The sequence below is a fragment of the Novosphingobium sp. genome (assembly GCF_039595395.1).
In the GTDB taxonomy this organism is placed as follows: domain Bacteria; phylum Pseudomonadota; class Alphaproteobacteria; order Sphingomonadales; family Sphingomonadaceae; genus Novosphingobium.
Genome location: NZ_JBCNLP010000001.1, coordinates 2,829,639 through 2,849,408, shown reverse-complemented (window position 1 = coordinate 2,849,408; position 19,770 = coordinate 2,829,639). Strand labels below are relative to the sequence as shown.

19 protein-coding genes are annotated in these 19,770 nt (G+C 65.9%); 9 read left to right on the top strand and 10 right to left on the bottom strand.

The features are described 5' to 3' along the window. Nucleotides 1–10: 10 nt before the first annotated feature. From ABDW49_RS13175 to ABDW49_RS13155, 5 genes are all read right to left on the bottom strand, one after another. On the bottom strand, nt 11–415 hold the full coding sequence (locus ABDW49_RS13175) for a PTS sugar transporter subunit IIA (RefSeq protein WP_343612474.1): 405 nt from the start codon (nt 413–415) through the stop codon (nt 11–13). 73 nt (nt 416–488) lie between these two features. Next, nucleotides 489–1,382 (bottom strand): RNase adapter RapZ, encoded by an 894-nt coding sequence (rapZ, locus tag ABDW49_RS13170; protein ID WP_343614284.1) that lies wholly within the window; start codon nt 1,380–1,382, stop codon nt 489–491. A gap of 142 nt (nt 1,383–1,524) precedes the next feature. Further along, a complete protein-coding gene (locus ABDW49_RS13165; protein WP_343612472.1) occupies nt 1,525–1,959 on the bottom strand; it encodes a serine kinase in 435 nt (144 codons plus the stop codon). After that, complete coding sequence (locus ABDW49_RS13160; RefSeq protein ID WP_343612470.1) at nt 1,956–3,593, bottom strand: ATP-binding protein; 1,638 nt, start codon at nt 3,591–3,593, stop codon at nt 1,956–1,958. The genes ABDW49_RS13165 and ABDW49_RS13160 overlap by 4 nt, the downstream gene beginning before the upstream one ends. A gap of 12 nt (nt 3,594–3,605) precedes the next feature. Next, entirely contained in the window at nt 3,606–4,388 is a 783-nt protein-coding gene (locus ABDW49_RS13155) for a response regulator transcription factor (protein WP_343612469.1), read from the bottom strand. 225 nt (nt 4,389–4,613) lie between these two features. Between ABDW49_RS13155 and ABDW49_RS13150 the strand changes: the two genes are divergently transcribed. After that, on the top strand, nt 4,614–6,242 hold the full coding sequence (locus tag ABDW49_RS13150; protein ID WP_343612467.1) for a phosphoenolpyruvate carboxykinase: 1,629 nt from the start codon (nt 4,614–4,616) through the stop codon (nt 6,240–6,242). A gap of 169 nt (nt 6,243–6,411) precedes the next feature. Further along, entirely contained in the window at nt 6,412–6,795 is a 384-nt protein-coding gene (locus ABDW49_RS13145) for a hypothetical protein (protein ID WP_343612465.1), read from the top strand. Nucleotides 6,796–7,064: 269 nt separating this feature from the next. Here ABDW49_RS13145 and ABDW49_RS13140 read toward each other — a convergent pair whose 3' ends face one another. Further along, nucleotides 7,065–7,721 carry an alpha/beta hydrolase gene (locus tag ABDW49_RS13140; RefSeq protein ID WP_068080223.1) on the bottom strand — a complete coding sequence of 219 codons (657 nt, stop codon included), beginning with the start codon at nt 7,719–7,721 and terminating at the stop codon, nt 7,065–7,067. A gap of 152 nt (nt 7,722–7,873) precedes the next feature. On the opposite strand from ABDW49_RS13140, the gene ABDW49_RS13135 reads away from it, so the two are divergent. From ABDW49_RS13135 to parC, 4 genes are read left to right on the top strand one after another with little or no spacing between them, the layout of a single operon-like run. Further along, nucleotides 7,874–8,899, top strand: coding sequence for an aminotransferase class V-fold PLP-dependent enzyme (locus ABDW49_RS13135; protein ID WP_343612463.1), 1,026 nt, complete (start codon nt 7,874–7,876; stop codon nt 8,897–8,899). Then, nucleotides 8,896–9,978: a cysteine desulfurase family protein gene (locus tag ABDW49_RS13130; RefSeq protein ID WP_343612461.1), complete on the top strand. Its 1,083-nt coding sequence runs from the start codon at nt 8,896–8,898 to the stop codon at nt 9,976–9,978. The genes ABDW49_RS13135 and ABDW49_RS13130 overlap by 4 nt, the downstream gene beginning before the upstream one ends. 32 nt (nt 9,979–10,010) lie before the next feature. Further along, nucleotides 10,011–10,355 carry a 2Fe-2S iron-sulfur cluster-binding protein gene (locus tag ABDW49_RS13125; protein WP_343612459.1) on the top strand — a complete coding sequence of 115 codons (345 nt, stop codon included), beginning with the start codon at nt 10,011–10,013 and terminating at the stop codon, nt 10,353–10,355. Nucleotides 10,356–10,397: 42 nt separating this feature from the next. After that, complete coding sequence (parC, locus tag ABDW49_RS13120; RefSeq protein WP_343612457.1) at nt 10,398–12,686, top strand: DNA topoisomerase IV subunit A; 2,289 nt, start codon at nt 10,398–10,400, stop codon at nt 12,684–12,686. Nucleotides 12,687–12,957: 271 nt separating this feature from the next. Here parC and ABDW49_RS13115 read toward each other — a convergent pair whose 3' ends face one another. The 4 genes from ABDW49_RS13115 to ABDW49_RS13100 form a co-directional block, all read right to left on the bottom strand. Continuing rightward, nucleotides 12,958–13,680 (bottom strand): TIGR02281 family clan AA aspartic protease, encoded by a 723-nt coding sequence (locus ABDW49_RS13115; RefSeq protein WP_343612455.1) that lies wholly within the window; start codon nt 13,678–13,680, stop codon nt 12,958–12,960. Further along, nucleotides 13,677–14,849 carry a CCA tRNA nucleotidyltransferase gene (locus tag ABDW49_RS13110; RefSeq protein ID WP_343612453.1) on the bottom strand — a complete coding sequence of 391 codons (1,173 nt, stop codon included), beginning with the start codon at nt 14,847–14,849 and terminating at the stop codon, nt 13,677–13,679. The genes ABDW49_RS13115 and ABDW49_RS13110 overlap by 4 nt, the downstream gene beginning before the upstream one ends. Then, nucleotides 14,846–15,451 (bottom strand): CoA pyrophosphatase, encoded by a 606-nt coding sequence (locus ABDW49_RS13105; RefSeq protein ID WP_343612451.1) that lies wholly within the window; start codon nt 15,449–15,451, stop codon nt 14,846–14,848. The genes ABDW49_RS13110 and ABDW49_RS13105 overlap by 4 nt, the downstream gene beginning before the upstream one ends. A 63-nt stretch (nt 15,452–15,514) precedes the next feature. Then, nucleotides 15,515–16,030 (bottom strand): N-acetyltransferase, encoded by a 516-nt coding sequence (locus ABDW49_RS13100; RefSeq protein ID WP_343612449.1) that lies wholly within the window; start codon nt 16,028–16,030, stop codon nt 15,515–15,517. A 323-nt stretch (nt 16,031–16,353) separates the two neighbouring features. Here ABDW49_RS13100 and ABDW49_RS13095 point away from each other — a divergent pair, with 323 nt between their 5' ends. From ABDW49_RS13095 to folP, 3 genes are all read left to right on the top strand, one after another. Further along, nucleotides 16,354–16,944: a ribonuclease HII gene (locus ABDW49_RS13095; protein WP_343612448.1), complete on the top strand. Its 591-nt coding sequence runs from the start codon at nt 16,354–16,356 to the stop codon at nt 16,942–16,944. Nucleotides 16,945–17,163: 219 nt separating this feature from the next. Then, the gene (locus ABDW49_RS13090; RefSeq protein WP_343612447.1) at nt 17,164–18,351 is read left to right on the top strand and encodes a site-specific DNA-methyltransferase; all 1,188 of its coding nucleotides are present in this window, start codon (nt 17,164–17,166) and stop codon (nt 18,349–18,351) included. Next, on the top strand, nt 18,348–19,466 hold the full coding sequence (gene folP, locus ABDW49_RS13085) for a dihydropteroate synthase (protein ID WP_343612445.1): 1,119 nt from the start codon (nt 18,348–18,350) through the stop codon (nt 19,464–19,466). The genes ABDW49_RS13090 and folP overlap by 4 nt, the downstream gene beginning before the upstream one ends. Nucleotides 19,467–19,770 lie beyond the last annotated feature (304 nt).

Sequence of the window (19,770 nt, the reverse complement as noted above, 5' to 3'; positions counted from 1 at the left end):
TGTTGTTGTTTTAGGCGTCCTGACCCAGAAATTCGGACGCGATGGTAATATAGTTGCGGCCCGCATCGCGCGCGGCGACCACGGCCCCCAGCACATTGGCGGATTTTCGCGCCCCGGCAAGGCGTATCAGCATGGGCAGGTTGATGCCCGCGATCACCTCGACCCGGCCCGCCTGCATCAGCGAGATCGCCAGATTGCTGGGCGTGCCGCCGAACAGATCGGTCAGGATGATGGCACCGTCGCCCGCATCGACCTGCTGGATCGCCTCGGCGATTTCGCGGCGGCGCTTCTCGACGTCATCGTTGGGCCCGATGCAGACCGTCGCAATGGCCTCCTGCCGTCCGACGACATGCTCCATCGCATGCACGAATTCTTCGGCGAGTTTGCCGTGAGTGACAAGGATCATACCGATCATGCGGGAATTGCGCTCCGAATTGAGTTCCCGACCATCGCGTTGACCCCCCGTGGTCTGGTGAACATGCAAACTGTCATCGGCTGGCGGCCCCTTCTACGAGGTCGGCCGCACGCGATTGCAGGTTGCGGTGCAGCATTGTGGGTGAAAATCCGTGGTTGCGCAAGGCCATGCCGATCTGTTCGGCCATGAAGACACTGCGATGACGCCCCCCGGTGCAGCCGAAAGCGATGTGAACATAGGCTTTTCCCTGCGCCTGAAAACGGGGGAGAACTGCCAGCAGCAGGTCGCGAATCCGTGCAAAAGCGTCCTCGAAGGCCGGGTCCTGGCGGATGAATTCGGCGATCGGGGCGTCCTTGCCGGTCATCGGGCGCAGGTCCTTGTCCCAATGCGGATTGTTGAGAAAACGCATGTCGAAGACGAAATCGGCAACGGGAGGCATGCCGCGCGAAAAGCCGAAACTGCTCACCGAAATCGTCAGATCGGGGCCTGCAGCGGGGGCGAATTGCTCGCGCATGGCCTGTTGCAACTGATTCGCGGCGAATTGCGTGGTGTTGATCACCAGATCGGCCCAGCGGCGCAGCGGCTCCATCAGCTCGCGCTCGGCGGCGATGCCGGAGGCGGCGGGCATGTCATTGGCCAGCGGATGGCGGCGGCGCGTCTCGTTGTAACGGCGTTCCAGCTCGGCCCCGCCGCAGTCGAGATAGAGCGTCGTCAGCGCCAGATCGCCGCGTCTGGTCAGGCGTTTGACCAGTTCGATCACCTCATGCGGGTTGAAACCGCGGGTGCGCGAATCGAAGCCGATGGCCAGAGGACCATGATGTTCGCCAAGATCCGCGCCATGCTCGGGCGAATCGATCAGCCTTTCGAGCAGGCGGATGGGGAAATTGTCGATGGTTTCCCAGCCCAGATCCTCCAGCACGCGCAGGGCGGTGGTCTTGCCTGCGCCCAGCATGCCGGTCACCAGCATGATGCGCTGGCGTTTCCCGCTGTCGGCAGAAACAGGCTCCGGGGCGGGGGACGCCGGAGTCGAGGCAGATTCGTCGGACATATCCGGGCTTTTTGCGCCCAAGAGGGGCAAAAGGAAAGGGGCAAGCGCCCCGATCCGACCTTCAGGACAGCGGCGCCACCGGCAACCCGTGAACATCGAGCGCGATGGTGGCTCTTAGCGCTAACACCGGACTGTCGGGATAAAGCTCCAGCAGCGGCAGATCGACGCCCAGAATATCCTCATGCCTCGGTGTTTCGACATAGCGCGGCGCGTCGTGCGTCAGGCGGATCAGCAGCGCCACCGGCATATTCTCCACCGCCGCCATGGGCATCAGACCCACGCCGCGCACCTCGATCAAGCCGCGCGTGGCCGGGACCGGGGAGGCCAGCAGCACGCCGCTTTCAACGCGCAGCGCCACGCCATCGTCGCCCACCAGCGCGGCGCCCCGGTCGATCAAGGCGAGGGCGAGGCTGGATTTCCCGCTGCCGCTGCTGCCATCGATCAGCACGGCGCGCCCGCCGATCGCCACGCAGGTCAATTGTCGGAGCAACATCATGACGCCACCTGGGCCGGATGCCAGGAGGGCAGTTCGAACACCAGCCTTGCGCCGCGCCCGTTCTGCGGCGGCCCTTCCAGCGGATCGCGCGCATGCAACTGCCCGTCATGCGCCACGATGATGGTGCGCGCGATGGCCAGTCCCAGCCCCGAATGGCTGCCGAAATCCTCGCCGGCCGGGCGCAGCGAGTGGAAGCGCTCGAACACACGTTCCCGCGCGGAGGCCGGGATGCCCGGCCCCTCGTCGGTCACATCGCAGGACACATAGAGGCCGTGATTGGCCAGCGCCACGGTGATCGTCCCGCCGGGCGGCGAGAAGGACACCGCATTGTCGATCAGATTTTCAAACACCCGTTCCAGCCTTGCCGCGTCGCCCTCGACCACCGGAGGCGTGCTGCCCTCATGCGTCACCACGACCACGCAATCGCGGTTGACCCCGCGCCTTTCGCGCTCACCGGCCAGCGCCGTGGCCAGCGCCAGCAGGTCGACGACATCGAAGGTGGTGCGCGACAGTTCGGCATCGATGCGGCTGGCATAGGCGATCTCGGTCACCAGCCGGTCGATGCGCTGCACATCATGCGCGGCAATCGCGTGGAGCTGGCGGCGCAGATCGCCATCGCCCACCTTGTCCAGCGTATCGAGCGCGCTGCGCAAGGAGGCCAGCGGGTTCTTGATCTCATGCGCGACATCGGCGGCGAAGGCCTCCACGCCGTCGATGCGCTGGCGCAGGGCCTCGGTCATATCGGCGATGGCGCGGGCCATCAGGCCGATCTCGTCGCCGCGCTCGGGCAGGCGGGGGACGATGACGGTGCGGTCGCGGCCCAGCCTCACCCGCACCGCCGCGCGCATCAGCACGCGCAGGGGCTGGACGATGGTGCGCGCCAGAAACAGCGAGAGGAACACGGTGGTCAGCAGCGCGGCCAGCACCACGATGGCCAGAGTCTGGCGCGCGTCGCGCACCGCTTGCGTCACATCGGGCGCCGGGCGGGTGGTGAGCAGCACCGCGCCGCGCGTGCCCAGCGGCGTGGCGGCGTTGATGATCGGGGTGCGGTCGGGCGCATAGCGCTCACGCACGGTGGAGCCTTCCTGCGCGCGCGCCTCCATCACCTCGGGCCAGAGGCCGGCGGCATCCTTGGGGTTGGCGGGCGGCGGCGGCTCGTCATAGCGCGGCACGGGCGGGGCCAGCAGCGCGGCATCCATCATGCGGTCGAGCGTGCGCGCGGCCTTCATCGTCCAGGGCTGGCTGCGCGGATCGGCCAGGCTGAAGGAGGGCGGGGCGAGGGCAAAGCTGTCCGCCGCCAGATGGCCGTCGGGCGCATAGAGCCGCAGCCGCATCTGCTGATGCGTGCCGATCGTGGCCAGCACCTTGGGCCGCGCTGAGCCGGGCGACTGGGCCATGACGGCGGCGGCGATCTCGGCCTCGACGCGGGCGCGCTTGAAGCGCTCGGCCAGCATCTGGTTGCGGTAGTTGTCGAGGAACAGCAGGCTGAAGGCCATCAGCGCCAGCACGATGACATTGACCGCCAGAATGCGCGCCGTCAGCGACACGCCCCTGATCTTCATGCGCGAGGACAGCGGCGCGATGACGCTGGCCCAGCGCTTGCGCTCCTGCGCGGTTTTGCGGGATTTGGCCATCAGCTTTGGGCGCTATCCGGTTTCGGCAAAGGAATAGCCCGCGCCATACAGCGTCTCGATCGCGCTGAAGGTCGGGTCGGCCTGACGGAACTTGCGGCGCAGGCGCTTGATATGCGAATCGATGGTGCGATCATCGACATAGATGTCGTCGCTGTAGGCCGCGTCCATCAACTGGTTGCGGCTGCGGATCACGCCAGGACGGCTGGCGAGGGCCTCGAGGATCAGGAATTCGGTGACGGTGAGGGAAACGGGCTGCTCGTTCCACGTCACCTCGTGGCGGGCCGGGTCCATGGCGAGGCGGCCGCGATGGATGATGTCGGGCGCGGGCTCTCCGCTGGGGGCGGGGGCGGCGCGGCGCGCGTCCAGACGGCGCAGGATGGCGCGGATGCGCGCCACCAGCAGGCGCTGGCTGAAGGGCTTGGTGATGTAGTCGTCGGCGCCCATGGCCAGGCCCAGCGCCTCATCGGGCTCCTCATCCTTGCTGGTGAGGAAGATGACGGGCAGGGCGCTGGTCTCGCGCAGGCGCTGCAGCAGTTCCAGCCCGTCCATGCGCGGCATCTTGATATCGACCACCGCCAGATCGGGCGGATTGTCGAGCAGGGCCTTCAAAGCGCTGGTGCCGTCGGCATAGACGCGGGTGGCGAAACCCTCGGCCTGAAGCCCGATCGAGACGCTGGCCAGAATGTTGCGGTCGTCATCGACCAGCGCGATGGTATGGCCTGCGGCCTGCGAGGTTTGGCCGGCGGCGGGGCCGGGGGCAGCTTCCCCGGAGGGATCGAGCGAGGACGCGTTCATTGCCGCGCAGTCTAGCCAGCGGGCTCGTTGCTGTCCATCGCCGCGTCCCTGAAGGCCGGCTCCACCGCATGGGTGAGGCGCCCTGGCGACTAGCGTGCAAAACGGATGTTTCATCGCGGAACACCACGCACCATTCCGGTTGAATTCTCCCGCAATCCGGTTACGCATTCGTATGTGGAAGCCAGCGACTCGCTTTTCCCGCCCCCGGATGAGCAGCGCCTTTTGATGGAGAAGCACTTGACCACCGCATCGCTTTCCTACCCGCTGGACCGTCAGGGCATTGCCGCCAGGGGCCAGATCTTCGCCAATCTGGGCACGTCGCCGCTGGTCGAACACGCCGTGCGCAACGGTGAGGGCCTGCTGGCCAAGGATGGCCCCTTCGTGGTCGCCACCGGCAAGCACACGGGCCGCAGCCCCAAGGACAAGTTCATCGTTCGCGATGCGACGACCGAAAGCACCGTGTGGTGGGGCAATGTGAACCGGGGGATGACGCCCGAGCATTTCGCGGCGCTGAAGGAGGATTTCTTCAAGGCCGTCGAGGACAAGGAAACGCTCTATGTCGCGGACCTGTTCGGCGGCAGCCAGAAGGAACACCGCATCAATGTGCGCGTGATCAATGAGTTCGCCTGGCACAACCTCTTCATCCGCACGCTGCTGGTGCGCCCCGCGGAGCAGGAACTGACCAGCTTCGTGCCCGAATACACCATCATCGACTTGCCCAGCTTCAAGGCCGATCCGGCCCGCCACGGCAGCAACAGCGAGACGGTGATCGCGGTGAATTTCACCGAAAAGCTGATCCTGATCGGTGGCACGGCCTATGCCGGCGAGATGAAGAAGTCGGTCTTCGGCCTGCTCAACTATCTGCTGCCCGCCGATGGCATCATGCCGATGCATTGCTCGGCCAACATCGGGCCCGATGGCGATACGGCGGTGTTCTTCGGCCTGTCGGGCACCGGCAAGACCACGCTGTCGGCCGATGCCAGCCGCACGCTGATCGGCGACGATGAGCATGGCTGGTCGGACACGGCGGTCTTCAATTTCGAGGGCGGCTGCTATGCCAAGATGATCCGCATCTCGCCCGAGGCCGAGCCGGAAATCTACGCCACCACCAAGCGTTTCGGCACGGTGCTGGAAAATGTGGTGATCGATCCGGTCACCCGCGAACTGGATTTCGACGATGGTTCGCTGGCGGAAAACAGCCGGGGTTCCTATCCGATCGACTTCATCCCCAATGCCTCGAAGGACAATCTGGGGCCAGTGCCTCAGAATGTGATCTTCCTCACGGCTGACGCTTTCGGCGTGATGCCGCCCATCGCGCGGCTGACGCCCGAACAGGCGATGTATCACTTCCTCTCGGGCTACACCGCGCGCGTGGCGGGTACCGAGATCGGCGTGACCGAGCCCGAGGCGACCTTCTCCACCTGCTTTGGCGCGCCCTTCATGCCGCGCCATCCCTCGGTCTATGGCAATCTGCTGAAAGAGCGCATCGCCAAGGGGGGTGTGAAGTGCTGGCTGGTCAACACCGGCTGGTCGGGCGGCAAGGCCACGCAGGAGGGCATCAAGCGCATGCCGATCAAGGCCACCCGCGCCCTGCTCAACGCTGCGCTGGACGGCAGCCTGAACGATGCCACCTTCGTCAAGGACCCCAACTTCGGCTTCGAAGTGCCGCTGGCCGTCCCCGGCGTGGACAGCAAGCTGCTCGACCCGCGCGGCGCCTGGGCCGATGCGGGAGACTACGACAAGACCGCCCACGCGCTGGTGCAGCTCTTCGTCGATAACTTCGCCCAGTTCGAGGAGCATGTGGACGAAAACGTGCGCGCTGCCGCTCCGGCAGTGGGCGCTGTTCCCGCCTGATCCCGGCCTTGGGGGAGAGGGAGCGGAGAGGGCCGCTCCCCTCGGAAGCACCGGCTTTCCGTGCCAAGCGGAAGGCCGGTGTTTTCTTTTGTTAAGCGGCTTGCTTCTGCGTCCGGGCTTTGAGACTCTCCTGACGAAGCGCCATCGGGCGCATCTCTAGGAGCTTGCCATGAGCCTGTTTGATTCGCTGCTGGGCCAGTTGGGTTCGAATGTGGATGTGGGCAGCATTGCCCAGAAATTCGGCGTCGATCCCGAAACCGCGCAGACCGCCATTGCCGCCTTGGGGCAGGCTCACCAGGAGCCGGGCGATACGGTGGAGACCGCCGCCGCCAACACCGGTATCGATCCCTCCGTGCTGAGCGGCATTGCCGAGCACCTCGGCGGGGAAGGCGCGCTGGGGCAGATTGCGCAGCACCTCTCCGACAATCCGCAGATGCTGCAGAGCGTGCTGGGCGCTTTCGGCGGTCAGGGCGGCGAAGGGGCTCAGGGCGGGCTTGGTGGCCTGCTGGGGGCGGCTTCGGGGTTCTTTGGAGGCGGGGCTGCCAAGGAATGAGGGTTTAAGGGAGAAAATGCGAGGGGGTTACCCCCTCGCGCTCCCATGACGTCTTCCGACGCACGAGCGGTGGCGCCGAAATGGAGTGCCTCGGCTCTCCACCTGCGCGGCCTATGGCGCCGCAGGCAGTAGGTTTATGAGAAAACGCTGCGCTGGCAATTTTAAAGCCTGCGGCGCAGCGACGTTGCTCTTTGGCTGAACCCGTGGCGCAACGTAGACAATAAAGGGAGCGCGAGGGCGATGGCCCTCGCATTCACCTTCTTCAACCCTTAACGGATCGGACAATCCGGCGACAAACGCATGTCGAGATAATTGTCCACCGCCCGCATCATATCGTCGAGTTCGTTCTCGAAGAAATGGTTGGCGCGGGGCACTTCATCGTGATGGATGGTGATGTGCTTCTGGGTGCGCAGCTTGTCGACCAGCTTCTGCACGGCGCCGGGCGTCACCACCGTGTCGGCGGTGCCCTGCACGATGATGCCGCTGGCGGGGCAAGGCGCCAGGAAGCTGAAGTCATACATGTTGGCGGGCGGGGCCACGCTGATGAAGCCACGGATTTCCGGGCGGCGCATCAGCAACTGCATGCCGATGAGGGCACCGAAGGAGTAGCCCGCGATCCAGGTCGTGGAGGCCTCGGGGTGGATCGACTGCACCCAGTCGAGCGCCGCTGCGGCATCCGACAGCTCGCCAATGCCATTGTCGAAGCTGCCCTGCGAACGACCGACGCCGCGGAAGTTGAAGCGCAGCGTGGCGAAGCCGCGCGCGACGAAGGTCTTGTAGAGGGCCTGCGTCACGCGGTCGTTCATGGTGCCCCCGGCCTGCGGGTGGGGGTGGAGGATCATGGCGACGGGCGCGCGCGGGCGGGTGCCGGGCTGGAAACGGCCTTCGAGGCGGCCTTCGGGGCCGGGAAAGATCACTGCGGGCATCGGTTCATCCTGCGAAGGGGCAGTTCTCTCTTGTCGGCGCTGCGAAAAAAGCGGCGCGCGGGCCAAGGGGGACTGTGAATGGAAGCGATGCGCTATATAGGAAGCAAGGTTCCAAAAGCAATCTTTTCGCGCCTTTCTCATAAAGCAGGTCCATGGGTCCACATCTCTATCTCGATCATGCCGCCACGACGCCTTTGTTGCCGGTGGCGCGCGCTGCCATGGAGGAGGGATTTGCGCTCTGGGCCAATCCGTCGAGCCCGCATCGGGCCGGGCGCGCGGCGCGCGCGGCGCTGGAGGATGCGCGCGAACGGGTGAGGGCGGCGCTGGGCTGGCAGGGCGAGGTGATCTTCACCAGTGGCGCGAGCGAGGCGCTGGCCATCGCCATGCAGCGCTGCGTTCAGCCTTTGACGGCGATCTCTCCGGTGGAGCATGAGGCGGCTTTGCGCCATGCGGGCGATGCGCAGAGACTGGCGGTGGATGCGCTTGGGCGTGTGTCGCCGCAGGATTGCGCGTTGCCGGGGCTGGTCTGTGTGCAACAGGTCAACAATGAAACCGGCGTGATCCAGCCTTTGGATGAGATCGCCCAAGCTGTGCATGAGGCGGGCGGCCTGCTGTTGGCAGATTGCGCTCAGGGGGCAGGCAAGATCGCTCTGCCCGGCGCCGATCTGGCGGTGTTGAGCGCTCACAAATTCGGCGGTCCGGTGGGGATCGGCGCCCTGTTGCTGCGCGATTGGGGCCAAATCCAGCCGAGCGGCGGCCAGGAGCGCGGCTATCGCCCCGGCACGGAAAATCTGCCGGGCGCTCTGGCCATGGCTGCGGCTTTGGAGGCGGGCGCGGACTGGATGGCGGAGGCCTCCCGCCTGCGCGCCCGTCTGGAAACCGCGATGGCAGCGGCAGGCGGCGAGGTGGTGGCTGCCGAAGCCCCGCGCATCGCCACCATCGGCGCCTATCGCATGAAGGGCAAAGCCGCCGCCGCGCAGCTTATCCGTTTCGACGGGCTGGGCATGGCGATTTCGGCGGGCTCGGCCTGTTCCTCGGGCTCGCTGCGGGCCAGCCATGTGTTGACGGCCATGGCCTATCCCCACACCAGCGAGGTGATCCGCGTCAGCATCGGCCGCGAAACCACCGAGGCTGACATCGACCAGTTCGCCCAGGCCTGGGCGCAGGTGGCGGGATGATCTACCTCGACTATCAGGCCACCACGCCGCTGGCGCCGCAAGCGCGCGAGGCGATGCTTCATTGGCTCGGCGGGCCGGAAACCACGGGCTTTGCCAATCCGCATAGTCCGCATCGCCCCGGTCGCGGGGCGGCGGCGGCGGTGGCCGTGGCGCGCGATCAGGTGGCGGGTCTGTTCCCTCCGGGCGGGCAGGTGATCTTCACCAGCGGCGCGACCGAGGCGATCAATCTGGCCATCAAGGGCGCGGCGCTGAACGGCCGCGTCATCGCCCATTCCGCCATCGAACACAGCGCGGTGCTCGATACGGTGGCGGCGTTGGGCGGCGGGCATGTGCTGCCGGTGGGCGCCGATGGCCTGGTGGCTGAAGATGTGGCGCTGCCCGGCAATCTCGGCCTGCTGGCGGTGATGCAGGTGAACAATGAGATCGGCACGGTCCAGCCCGTCGATGCTCTTGCCGCAAGGGCGCATGCGATGGGCGCGCTGATGCTGGTCGATGGGGTGCAGGGCGCGGGCAAGATGCCGCCGCCGCTGCAGGCCGATATGATCGCGGTGTCGGCGCATAAAATCTACGGCCCCAAGGGCATTGGCGCCTTGTGGGTTCGCGATGGGCTGGACCTTTCCCCGCTGCTTCACGGCGGCGGGCAGGAGGGGGGCTTGCGCTCCGGCACGCTCAGCCCGGCGCTTTGCGCGGGGTTCGGCGCTGCGGCGGCGCTGTGCCAAACCTCGTGGGAAAGCGATGGACAATATGTGGACAACCTGTGGAAAACTGCCCGCGCCATTCTCCACCGCTGGACGCTCAATGGCGATGAAGCCCATCGCTGGCATGGCAATCTCAACCTGCGGCTCGACGGGCTCGATGTTGCCCGGCTGATGAGCGACCTGCGCGACATCGCCTTTTCGGCGGGCTCGGCCTGCGCCAGCGGGTCGGGGCGGCCCAGCCATGTGCTTTCGGCCATAGGTCTAACGCCCTCTCAGGCAAAAACTTCTATCCGCATTGGTTTCGGGCGCTATACGGAACCCGGAGAGTTTGCCGAGGCCTTGCAACGAATCGACGCTGCCGCCGCCCTACAAGGCGTGTGAGCAGGGCGCGTGAATCGGGGAGCTTTCGCGGCGTGGCTGATAAATTTGTTCAGGTTGAATTTCTGACCACCGATGGCGGTCGCATCAAGGCGCAGGGCTCGGCAGGCATCAGCCTGCTCGAAGTGGCTCAGGGCGCCGGCATGCCTCTGGAGGGCACCTGCGAGGGGCAGATGGCCTGCTCTACCTGCCATGTCGTGGTGGCACCGGATTGGTTCGCCAGACTGCCCGCCGCCAGCGCCGATGAAGAGGATATGCTCGATCTGGCCGCCGCGGTCACCGCCACCAGCCGCCTGTCCTGCCAGATCCGCCTGACCGAAGAGCTCGATGGCCTGCTGGTGCGAATTCCGGGGGAAAGCCGGGATATGCAGCGCCGCTAAACGCTTGGCGAGGCGGGGCTTCGCCTGCTACAGCCACAGGCGATGAGCGATATTGACCTGAACGAGCCCGATCCCTTCGACGCCATCGTGGATGCGCCTTTCGACAGCGCTCTGTCGGAGCGTTATCTGGTCTATGCGCTCTCCACGATCACGGCGCGTTCGCTGCCCGATCTGCGCGACGGGTTGAAGCCGGTCCACCGCCGCCTGCTCTGGGCGATGCGGCAGTTGAAGCTGGACCCGAGCCAGGCCTTCAAGAAATCCGCCCGCGTGGTGGGTGACGTGATCGGTAAGTATCACCCGCATGGCGATGCCAGCGTGTACGATGCCATGGTGCGTCTGGCTCAGGATTTCGCGCTGCGCTATCCGCTGGTGGAAGGCCAGGGCAATTTCGGCAACATCGACGGCGATAATGCCGCCGCCTATCGTTACACCGAAGCGCGCCTGACCAAGACCGCGATCCAGCTCATGGCGGGTCTCGAAGAGGGCACGGTCAACTACCACCCCACCTACAATGGCGAGGATGAGGAGCCGGAGATCTTCCCCGGCCTCTTCCCCAATCTGCTGGCCAATGGCGCCACCGGCATCGCCGTGGGCATGGCCACCTCGATCCCCAGCCACAATGTCGCCGAGATCATCGACGCCACGCTGCTGCTGATCGAGGACCCGCACACCGAACACGCCCAGCTGATGGAGGTGTTCCACGGCCCCGATTTCCCCACCGGCGGCATCGTGGTCGACAGCCCGGCGGCGATCTCCCACGCCTATGAGACCGGCAAGGGCGCGATCCGCGTGCGGGCGCGCTTCTCCACGGGCCGCGAAGAGAATGGCGAGTGGGAGCCGACCGGCATCGAAAAGCTGGGCAGCGGCCAGTGGCAGTTGGTGATCTCCGAGATCCCTTACATGGTGCAGAAGGGCAAGCTGATCGAGCAGCTCGCCGCGCTGATCGCCGACAAGAAGCTGCCGATCCTCGAAGACGTCCGCGACGAAAGCGACACGCAGATCCGCATCGTGTTGGTCCCCAAGACCCGCAACATCGAGCCCGATCTGCTCAAGGAAAGCGTCTACAAGCTGACCGAGCTTGAGAGCCGTTTCAGCCTGAATCTCAACGTTTTGGATGCCCAGCGTACCCCCGGCGTGCTGGGCCTGCGCCCGTTGCTGCTGCAATGGGTCGTCAGCCAGATCGACATCCTCCAGCGCCGCAGCCAGCATCGCCTCGACAAGATCGCGGCGCGGCTGGAGCTGGTCGAAGGCTATATCATTGCGTACCTGAATCTCGACCGCGTGATCGAGATCATCCGCACCGAGGATGAACCCAAGCCCTTGATGATGGCTGAGTTCAACCTCACCGACCGGCAGGTGGAAGCCATCCTCAACATGCGCCTGCGCTCCTTGCGCAAGCTTGAGGAAATGGAACTGCGCGGCGAGCGTGACGATCTGCTCAAAGAGCAGGACGAGCTGCAGAAGCTGCTGGAAAGCCCGGCCCGCCAGCGCACGCGCCTGAAGCGCGACCTGACCACGCTGCGCAAGGATTACGCCGAGGACACGCTTCTGGGCCGCCGCCGCACCACCATCGCCGAAGCCGCGCCCACCCGCGAATTCAGCATGGATGCCATGATCGAGAAGGAGCCGGTCACGGTCATCCTCTCGGCGCGCGGCTGGATCAGGGGCGCGAAGGGCCACGAGCCGCTCGACCGCGAGTTCAAGTTCAAGGAAGGCGACGGCCCGGCCTTCGCCTTCCACGCCCAGACCACCGACAAGCTGCTGATCGCCTGCGACAATGGCCGCTTCTACACGCTGGGCGCCGACAAGCTGCCCGGCGCGCGCGGCTTTGGCGAGCCGGTTCGCTCGATGCTGGACATCGACGGCGACACGCACATCATCGCCATCTTCCCCTTCCGCCCGAAATCGCAGATCCTGCTGGCCGGGACGAGCGGCAGGGGCTTTGCCGCCGAGGCCGAGGAACTGCTGGCCGAAACCCGCAAGGGCCGCGCCGTGATGACCACCAAGGCGGATGTGAAGCTGGCCGTGGTGCGCGAGATCCCCGAGGACCACGACCATGTCGCGGTGATCGGCGACAACCGCAAGCTGGTGCTTTTCAGCCTCACCGAGATGCCGCTGATGGCCAAGGGGCAGGGCGTGACCTTGCAGCGCTATCGCGACGGCGGTCTGTCGGACATCACCACCCTGAAACTGGAAGACGGCCTGACCTGGCGTATGGGCGGCGACAGCGGCCGCATGCGGACCGAGAAGGATATGCGCCTCTGGAAGGTCGCTCGCGGGGCCGGTGGGCGGATGCCACCTCAGGGATTTCCTCGGGATAACAAGTTTTAAGGTTGGGTTTTTAAGAAGGTTTAGAAGGAAAATGCGAGGGGGTTACCCCCTCGCGCTCCCATGACGTCTTCCGACGAACGGGCAGTGGCGCCGCAATGGTGCGCCTCGGCTCTCCACCTGCGCTGGGCAAAGCGCCGCAGGCAGGCGTTCCTTTGATCGATCAGTTGTGCTGGCGTTTTCAAGCCTGCGGCGCAGCGACTTTAGCTCTTTGGCTGAACCCGATGCGCAACGTAGACATTAAAGGGAGCGCGAGGGCGATGGCCCTCGCATCTTACTTTTCTTCTTCGCCCTTCACCCCGACGGGATGATGCGGCACCAGCACCATCACATTGTCCTTCACCTGCCACCGCGCCAGCCGCGACATGAAGTTCATCCCCAGAACGTTGGTCCCGCCCATGCCGGGTGCCACCACCACCTCCAGATTGCGCGCGATGACGCTGCCCACGCGCAGTTCGTCCACCGCGGCGACATCGGCCTGGGTCGAGCCGTTGGCGGTCTGCATCATCACTTTCTGGCCGAAGGGGCTGGGGGTGATCTGGGCTTTTTCGGCGCTCTCGGGCGAGAGGGTGGTGATGGTGGCGCCGGTGTCGATCAGGAAGCGCATGGGCACGCCGTTGACGTTGGCGGAGAGCCAGAAGTGACCGTCGGGCGCCAGCGGTACGCGGGTTTCGCCGCCGGAGACGGTCTGCTTGGGCTGTTCGGTCAGGCCGGGGCCTTCCATGCCGGTGCTGATATGGGCGAAGCGCAGCACGGCCATGGCGATGGTGGCCATCACCGCGAGGTTGCCGAGCAGGCGCAGCAGCCCGCCTGCCATGGGGAGGCCTCGGCGGACCCAGCCGCCCAGCACCACCAGCGCGATGCCGATCAGCGCAAGCTGCGCGAGAGGCTCGGCCATGACGGCGGCGGCGATCTGGTGCCAGAGGTCGATCAGCGCCTCTTTCAGCGTGGTGCTGGCGTCTCCGGCGAGGCTGTCCTCGGGCAGGGCTGTTTTCATTGAGGTCTGGCCAGTTCGGCCTCCAGCAGGGCCTCGATGCGGGGGGCGTCGGGGAAGCCTTCATCGACCCATGCCGCCTCGACATTGGACAGCACGCGGGCGACTTGCGGACCGGCGGCGACACCGCGTGCCACAATCTGGCCGCCCTTGAGCGGGAAGGTGGGGGGCGTGAAGTTCCCCAAACCTGTGGCGTCGCGACCAGCCAGCAGCAAGGCGTCGACGGCTTCCGGCACGCCCAGTCGGTAGGCCAGGGCTTGCGGCAGGGCGGTTGCGCCGGGGCGGTTGGCGGCGCTCATCAGGCGCTTTTTCTGCACGCCGGACAGGCGGAAGCGACTGGCGATTTGCGCGGACAGGGTCACATCGGCGGGGATCAGCGCGGCCAGATGGCGGATGGCGGCGGGGGCGATGCCCTGCGCCTGCTCCTGCGCGACCAGAGCGGCCAGCGACGGCACATCGGCCTCGGGCAGGATTTCGGCCAGCACGCCAAGTGCCTGCATCCGCGCCACGGTGGGGGCGGGATCGGGCAGGGCGAGGAGGTTCATCGTCTCCATGCCGATGCGTTCGCGTGACAGGCCCTTCAGGGTTGCGGCCAGATCGGCGCAGGCTTGTTCGGCCGCAGCATCGGGGTCTCCGGCACCGAAGCGGGCGCGGAAGCGGAAGTAGCGCAGGATGCGCAGATGGTCCTCGCGGATGCGCTGATGCGCATCGCCGATAAAGCGAACGCGGCGATCCTTCAGATCCTCCAGACCGCCGAAATAGTCGAAGATCTCCAGCGTTTCGGGATCGGCATAGAGCGCGTTGATGGTGAAATCGCGCCGCGCCGCATCCTCGCGCCAGTCCTGAGCGAAGGCCACCGTCGCCCGGCGCCCGTCGGTGGAAACGTCATGGCGCAGCGTGGTGACCTCCACCGGGCCGCCGGACAGCACCACGGTCACCGTGCCATGCTCGATGCCGGTGGGCACGGTTTTGAGGCCGGCTTCCCTGCAGGCCGCGACCACATCCTCGGGGCGTAGCGATGTGGCGGCGTCGATATCCTTCACATCGGCGCCCAACAGCGTGTCGCGCACCGCGCCACCGACCCAGCGGATGTTCTCATGACCCAGCGCGCGCACCAGCGCCGCGAGGTCTTGGCGCGCCGTCCAGGGCGCCTTGGGCAGCAGGGCGCTCACAGCTGGGTCCAGTCGATGCGCAGCGACAGATTGGCGAGGATCGCGCCCGTGACGCCCCAGATGCGGCGGCCCTGCCAGTCGATCTCGATCACGCGATGCATGCGCCCCCGCCACTCGACCTCACGCGAGCCATGCCGCGCCGGATCGAGCACATAAGCGGCAGGCGCGGCGAACCAGTCGGCCACTTCCGCAGGGTTGGGGGTGAAGGTCAGGCCAGTCGGGATTGTGGCCAGCACCGGGGTGATCTCATAGCCGGAAGCCGTGCGGATCACATCGAGTTCCCCGATCACCCGCACATCCTCGGGCGACAGGCCGACCTCTTCCTCCGCCTCGCGCAGAGCGGCGGCGACGGCATCCTCGCCTTCCTCGCAGCGGCCACCGGGCAAAGCGATCTGCCCCGGATGAGCGCGCATGGTGGTCGGGCGGTGAGTCAGCAGAATTTCGGGTTCGCCGGTATCGCTTACCGCGATCAGCACGGCGGCGGGCTTGAGCGGCACATCATCCTCGATGCGCGGATCGCTCCACAGGCCGGAAACGGCGCGGGCCATGCCGGCGCGGTAAAGCGCGGTCAGTCGATCGTGAAGGGGAGCGGTCTCGGTCATGCGTGGCCCCATATGGCCATCCCGCAAGGGCTTGGCCAGAGGGCAATCATCGCCGCAATCAGATCAGAGCCACGGCCCCAGCATGCCCGCCACGGGCAGCACCGCCGGATTGTCCGCGCGGGCCAGCAGGCGATGCCGCTCGAACGGGCCGGGCAGATCCCAGCCGCCGGTCTGGGCATTGGTAAAGCCCCAGAAACGCCCGTAATAATCCGGGTCGCCGATCATCACCTGAGGCAGCGGCGCCTCGGGAGACAGCGCGCCCAGGGCTGCCGTCATCAGCGCCTTGCCGTAACCCTGGCCCTGGTGCGCGGGCAGCACGGCCACGGGGCCGACCATCACCATCGGATGGCGGCGTCCCTCGGGATCGGTCAGCGCCACCGGCCAGCACTGGATCGTGCCGACGAGATGCTCGTCCTCGTCCATCGCGGCGAAAGACAGGGCCGGAAGCCAGTCCATGCCCTCTCGCACCTTATAAGCCGTGCGCTTGTGTCGGCCCGGCTCGAAAGCGGCGTCCAACAGGGTTTCAACCAGCGCGGGGTCAACCGCATCAAGCGGGATCAAGGTGGAGTTCGATGCCATGGCCGCGCGCGGATAGGGCAGGGGGGGAGTGGGCGCAATTGATTTTTGGAAAAGGGAAAGGGGGAAGGAAGTGCGAGGGTGTTACACCCTCGCGCTCCCGGAACGTCTTCCGACGATAGGGTGGTGGCGCCGAAGTGGTGCGCCACGGCTCTCCACCTGCTCAACCTAAGGCGCCGCAGGCACCAATTTTCTGCCTGCGGCGCGGCGTCCTTAGCTCTGTGGGTGAACCCGTGGCGCGGCGTAGACACTAATGGGAGCGCGAGGGGGTAACCCCCTCGCATCTTCTCTTCCTTTCTTCCTCAAACCCCTTCACAGCCTTTTGAATGAAGAATGGCTGGATTATTGGCGTAGACGAAGCGGGGCGCGGCCCCTTGGCAGGCCCGGTCGTGGCGGGCGCAGTAGCGCTGCCCGTGCCCATCGAAGGCTTGGCGGATTCCAAGAAGCTCAGCGGCAAGCGCCGGGCTCTGCTGGAAGCGCAGATCATCGGGCAGGCCCATTGGGCCACCGGCGTCTGCGACGTGGAGGAGATCGACCGCCTCAACATCTTCGGCGCGACCATGCTGGCGATGACCAAGGCGGTGGCCAATCTGGTGGCGGGTCTGGATGGCCCGGTGGCGGTCGTGCTGATCGACGGGAACAAGACACCCGAGGGGCGCGTGGCTGAGTGGTGCTGGCCCGCCCGCTCCATCGTCGGCGGCGACGCCATCGAGCCCTGCATCAGCGCGGCCAGCATCATCGCCAAGGAGCATCGCGACAGGGTGATGCAGGCTCTGCACGAGGCGCATCCGCATTACGGCTGGGTGCGCAATGCGGGCTACGGCACGGCGGAGCATCTGGCGGGCATGCGAGAGCATGGCGTGACGGTGCATCATCGGCGCAGTTTTGCTCCGGTGGCGCAACTTTTGCCCCTCTAGGCGCAAGTTTTCAGAAAAATTTTAGTGTGGCGCTGACGAGTCGGGGCACAAGATGTTGAGTCTCGCCTGAATCCCGGACTCAACTTGTTGATCCGGACTCTTTTCGTTCCGCCTGACTCGACTCTCCGACTCGCTGGATTCCCGCGAGTCGCGCTTGACGTGGGACTCTGGATGAATCACTTAGGGTCATCTTATCCACGGATTTCAGGCAAAAAACACATGGTTCAGCTTCTGGTGAAAGAGCGCGTCGCGGAAGCCCCGCTCGTTCGCACCCGCCCCGCTCGCAAGGTTTCGACGCGCGCCCGCAAGCTGCCCGTGCCTCAGGTGCCGCGTGAGGCCCTGCCGCTCTCCACGATCATCCCCGGCGACTGCATCGAGGCGATGCGCAGCCTGCCCACCGCCAGCGTCGATATGGTCTTCGCCGATCCGCCGTATAACCTGCAGCTTGGCGGCGATCTCTCGCGCCCGGACGGCAGCCATGTCGATGCCGTGACCGACGAGTGGGACAAGTTCGACAGCTTCGCCACCTATGACAAATTCACCCGCGACTGGCTGACCGAGGCGCGGCGTGTACTCAAGCCCACCGGCTCGCTGTGGGTGATCGGTTCGTACCACAACATCTTCCGCGTTGGCGCGATCCTGCAGGATCTGGGATTCTGGATTCTGAACGATATCGTGTGGCGCAAGGCCAATCCCATGCCCAACTTTAAGGGCACGCGCTTCACCAACGCGCATGAGACGCTGATCTGGGCCTCCATGGGCGAAAAGAGCCGCTACACCTTCAACTACCGCACCATGAAGACGCTGAACGACGAGCTTCAGATGCGCAGCGACTGGGTACTGCCGATCTGCTCGGGCGGTGAGCGCCTGAAGAAGGGCGGATCGAAGGTCCACCCCACGCAGAAGCCCGAAAGCCTGCTCTATCGCGTGATGCTGGCCACCACCAACAAGGGCGACGTGGTTCTGGACCCCTTCTTTGGCACCGGCACGACCGGCGCCGTCGCCAAGCGCCTCGGCCGCGAATGGATCGGCTGCGAGCGTGAGGGCGGCTACCGCGAGGCCGCGCTGGAGCGCATCGAGATGGCCCTGCCGCTCGACGAAGCCGCGCTGACCACCATGCAGAGCCCCAAGGCTGCGCCCAAGGTGGCCTTCGGCACGCTGATCGAAACCGGCTGGATCAAGCCGGGCACCCAGCTTTCGGCCAAGAAGGGCACGATGCTGGCCACGGTGCGCGCCGATGGCTCGCTGGCCTCGGGCGATGTGACGGGCTCGATCCACGGCGTGGGTGCCAAGCTGCAGGGCGCGCCCAGCTGCAACGGCTGGACCTTCTGGAACATCGAGCACGACGGGCAGAGCAAGCCCCTCGACGCCATTCGCCAGCTTTACCTGCTCTCCACCGAGCCGTGAGCTTGCGTCTCTACATCCGCCCCGCCGCGCTGGCCGAGAGCCCGCAGGCGGAGGGCGGAGCGGTGCGGCTGGCGGGCGGTATGGCCTGGGCCAGCCGCTTTGCGTTGATCGTGCGGGATGGGGCGCGGGTGATCTCGCGCGAGGTGGTGAGTGATGTGGCGGGCGCTCTGGCGCGCCTGCCCGTCGAGTTGCACGCGGATGGCGCGGCGCAATGGGATGCCCTGCGCAGCCCGCGCCAGCCGCTGACGCTGCCCTTGAAGGATGGCGGATCGCGGGTGATCCGCATGGACAGCCCGCAGATCATGGGCATCCTCAACATGACGCCCGACAGCTTTTCCGACGCGGGCCAGTTCCTCGACAGGCCCGATGTCGCCCGCGAACACGCCGCCGACATGCTGCAGGCCGGCGCGGCGATCATCGATGTGGGAGGCGAAAGCACCCGCCCCAACGCCCCTGCCGTGTGGGAAGGCGACGAGATCAAGCGCATCATCCCCGCCGTCGAGCATCTGGCTGCGATGGGTGCGGCGATCAGCCTCGACACGCGCCGCCTCGCGGTGATGGAGGCCGGGCTAAATGCGGGCGCGCAGATCGTCAATGACGTCTCCGCCCTGCGCCATGATCCTCGCGCGTTGCCCTATGTGGCCCATAGCGGCGCCCCCGTCTGCCTGATGCACGCGCCGGGCGACGATGCCGACCTGCACAGCAATGGCGTCTATGCCGATGTCGTGCTGGATGTCTTCGACTGGCTGCGCGAACATCGCGACAGAGCGCTGGCAGCGGGCATCCCGGCGGAGAAGATCCTGCTCGACCCCGGCGTGGGCTTCGGCAAGACGCTGGCGGAAAACCTCGCGCTGATGAACGCTTTGCCGCTGTACCATGCTCTGGGCTGCCCGCTGCTGGTGGGTGCCAGCCGCAAACGCATGATCGGCGCGCTGTCGGGCGAGGCTCCGGCGCATAAGCGTCTGGGGGGCAGCGTGGCTCTGGCGTTGAAGATGATGGAGGCGGGTGTGCAGATCATCCGCGTCCACGATGTGCCCGAAACGGTGCAAGCGATGCATGTGTGGCGAGGAATGCGGGATGCGGCTTTGACCGATTTTTCGCAGATTGTGGATTGAAGGTTTGAAGAAAGAAAGCAGGGGACGGCGTTTTATGTGCCGATTTCTCAAGAGAAATCGGTTGGGCCCCCTGCACCCCCGGATACGTCTTCCGACGAAAGCTCAGTGGCTCACGATCGGTGCGCGCGGCCTCTCCAACTGCTCAAGCTAAAGCGCCGCAGGCAGGCAACATGGGCAGAGTGCTTTGTGGGGAATTTCAAGCCTGCGGCGCCGCGACGTGGCTCTTTGGCCGAACCCAAAATGCAACGCAGACATTAATGGGAGCGCGAGGGTGTAACACCCTCGCATTTTCCCTTTTAATCCC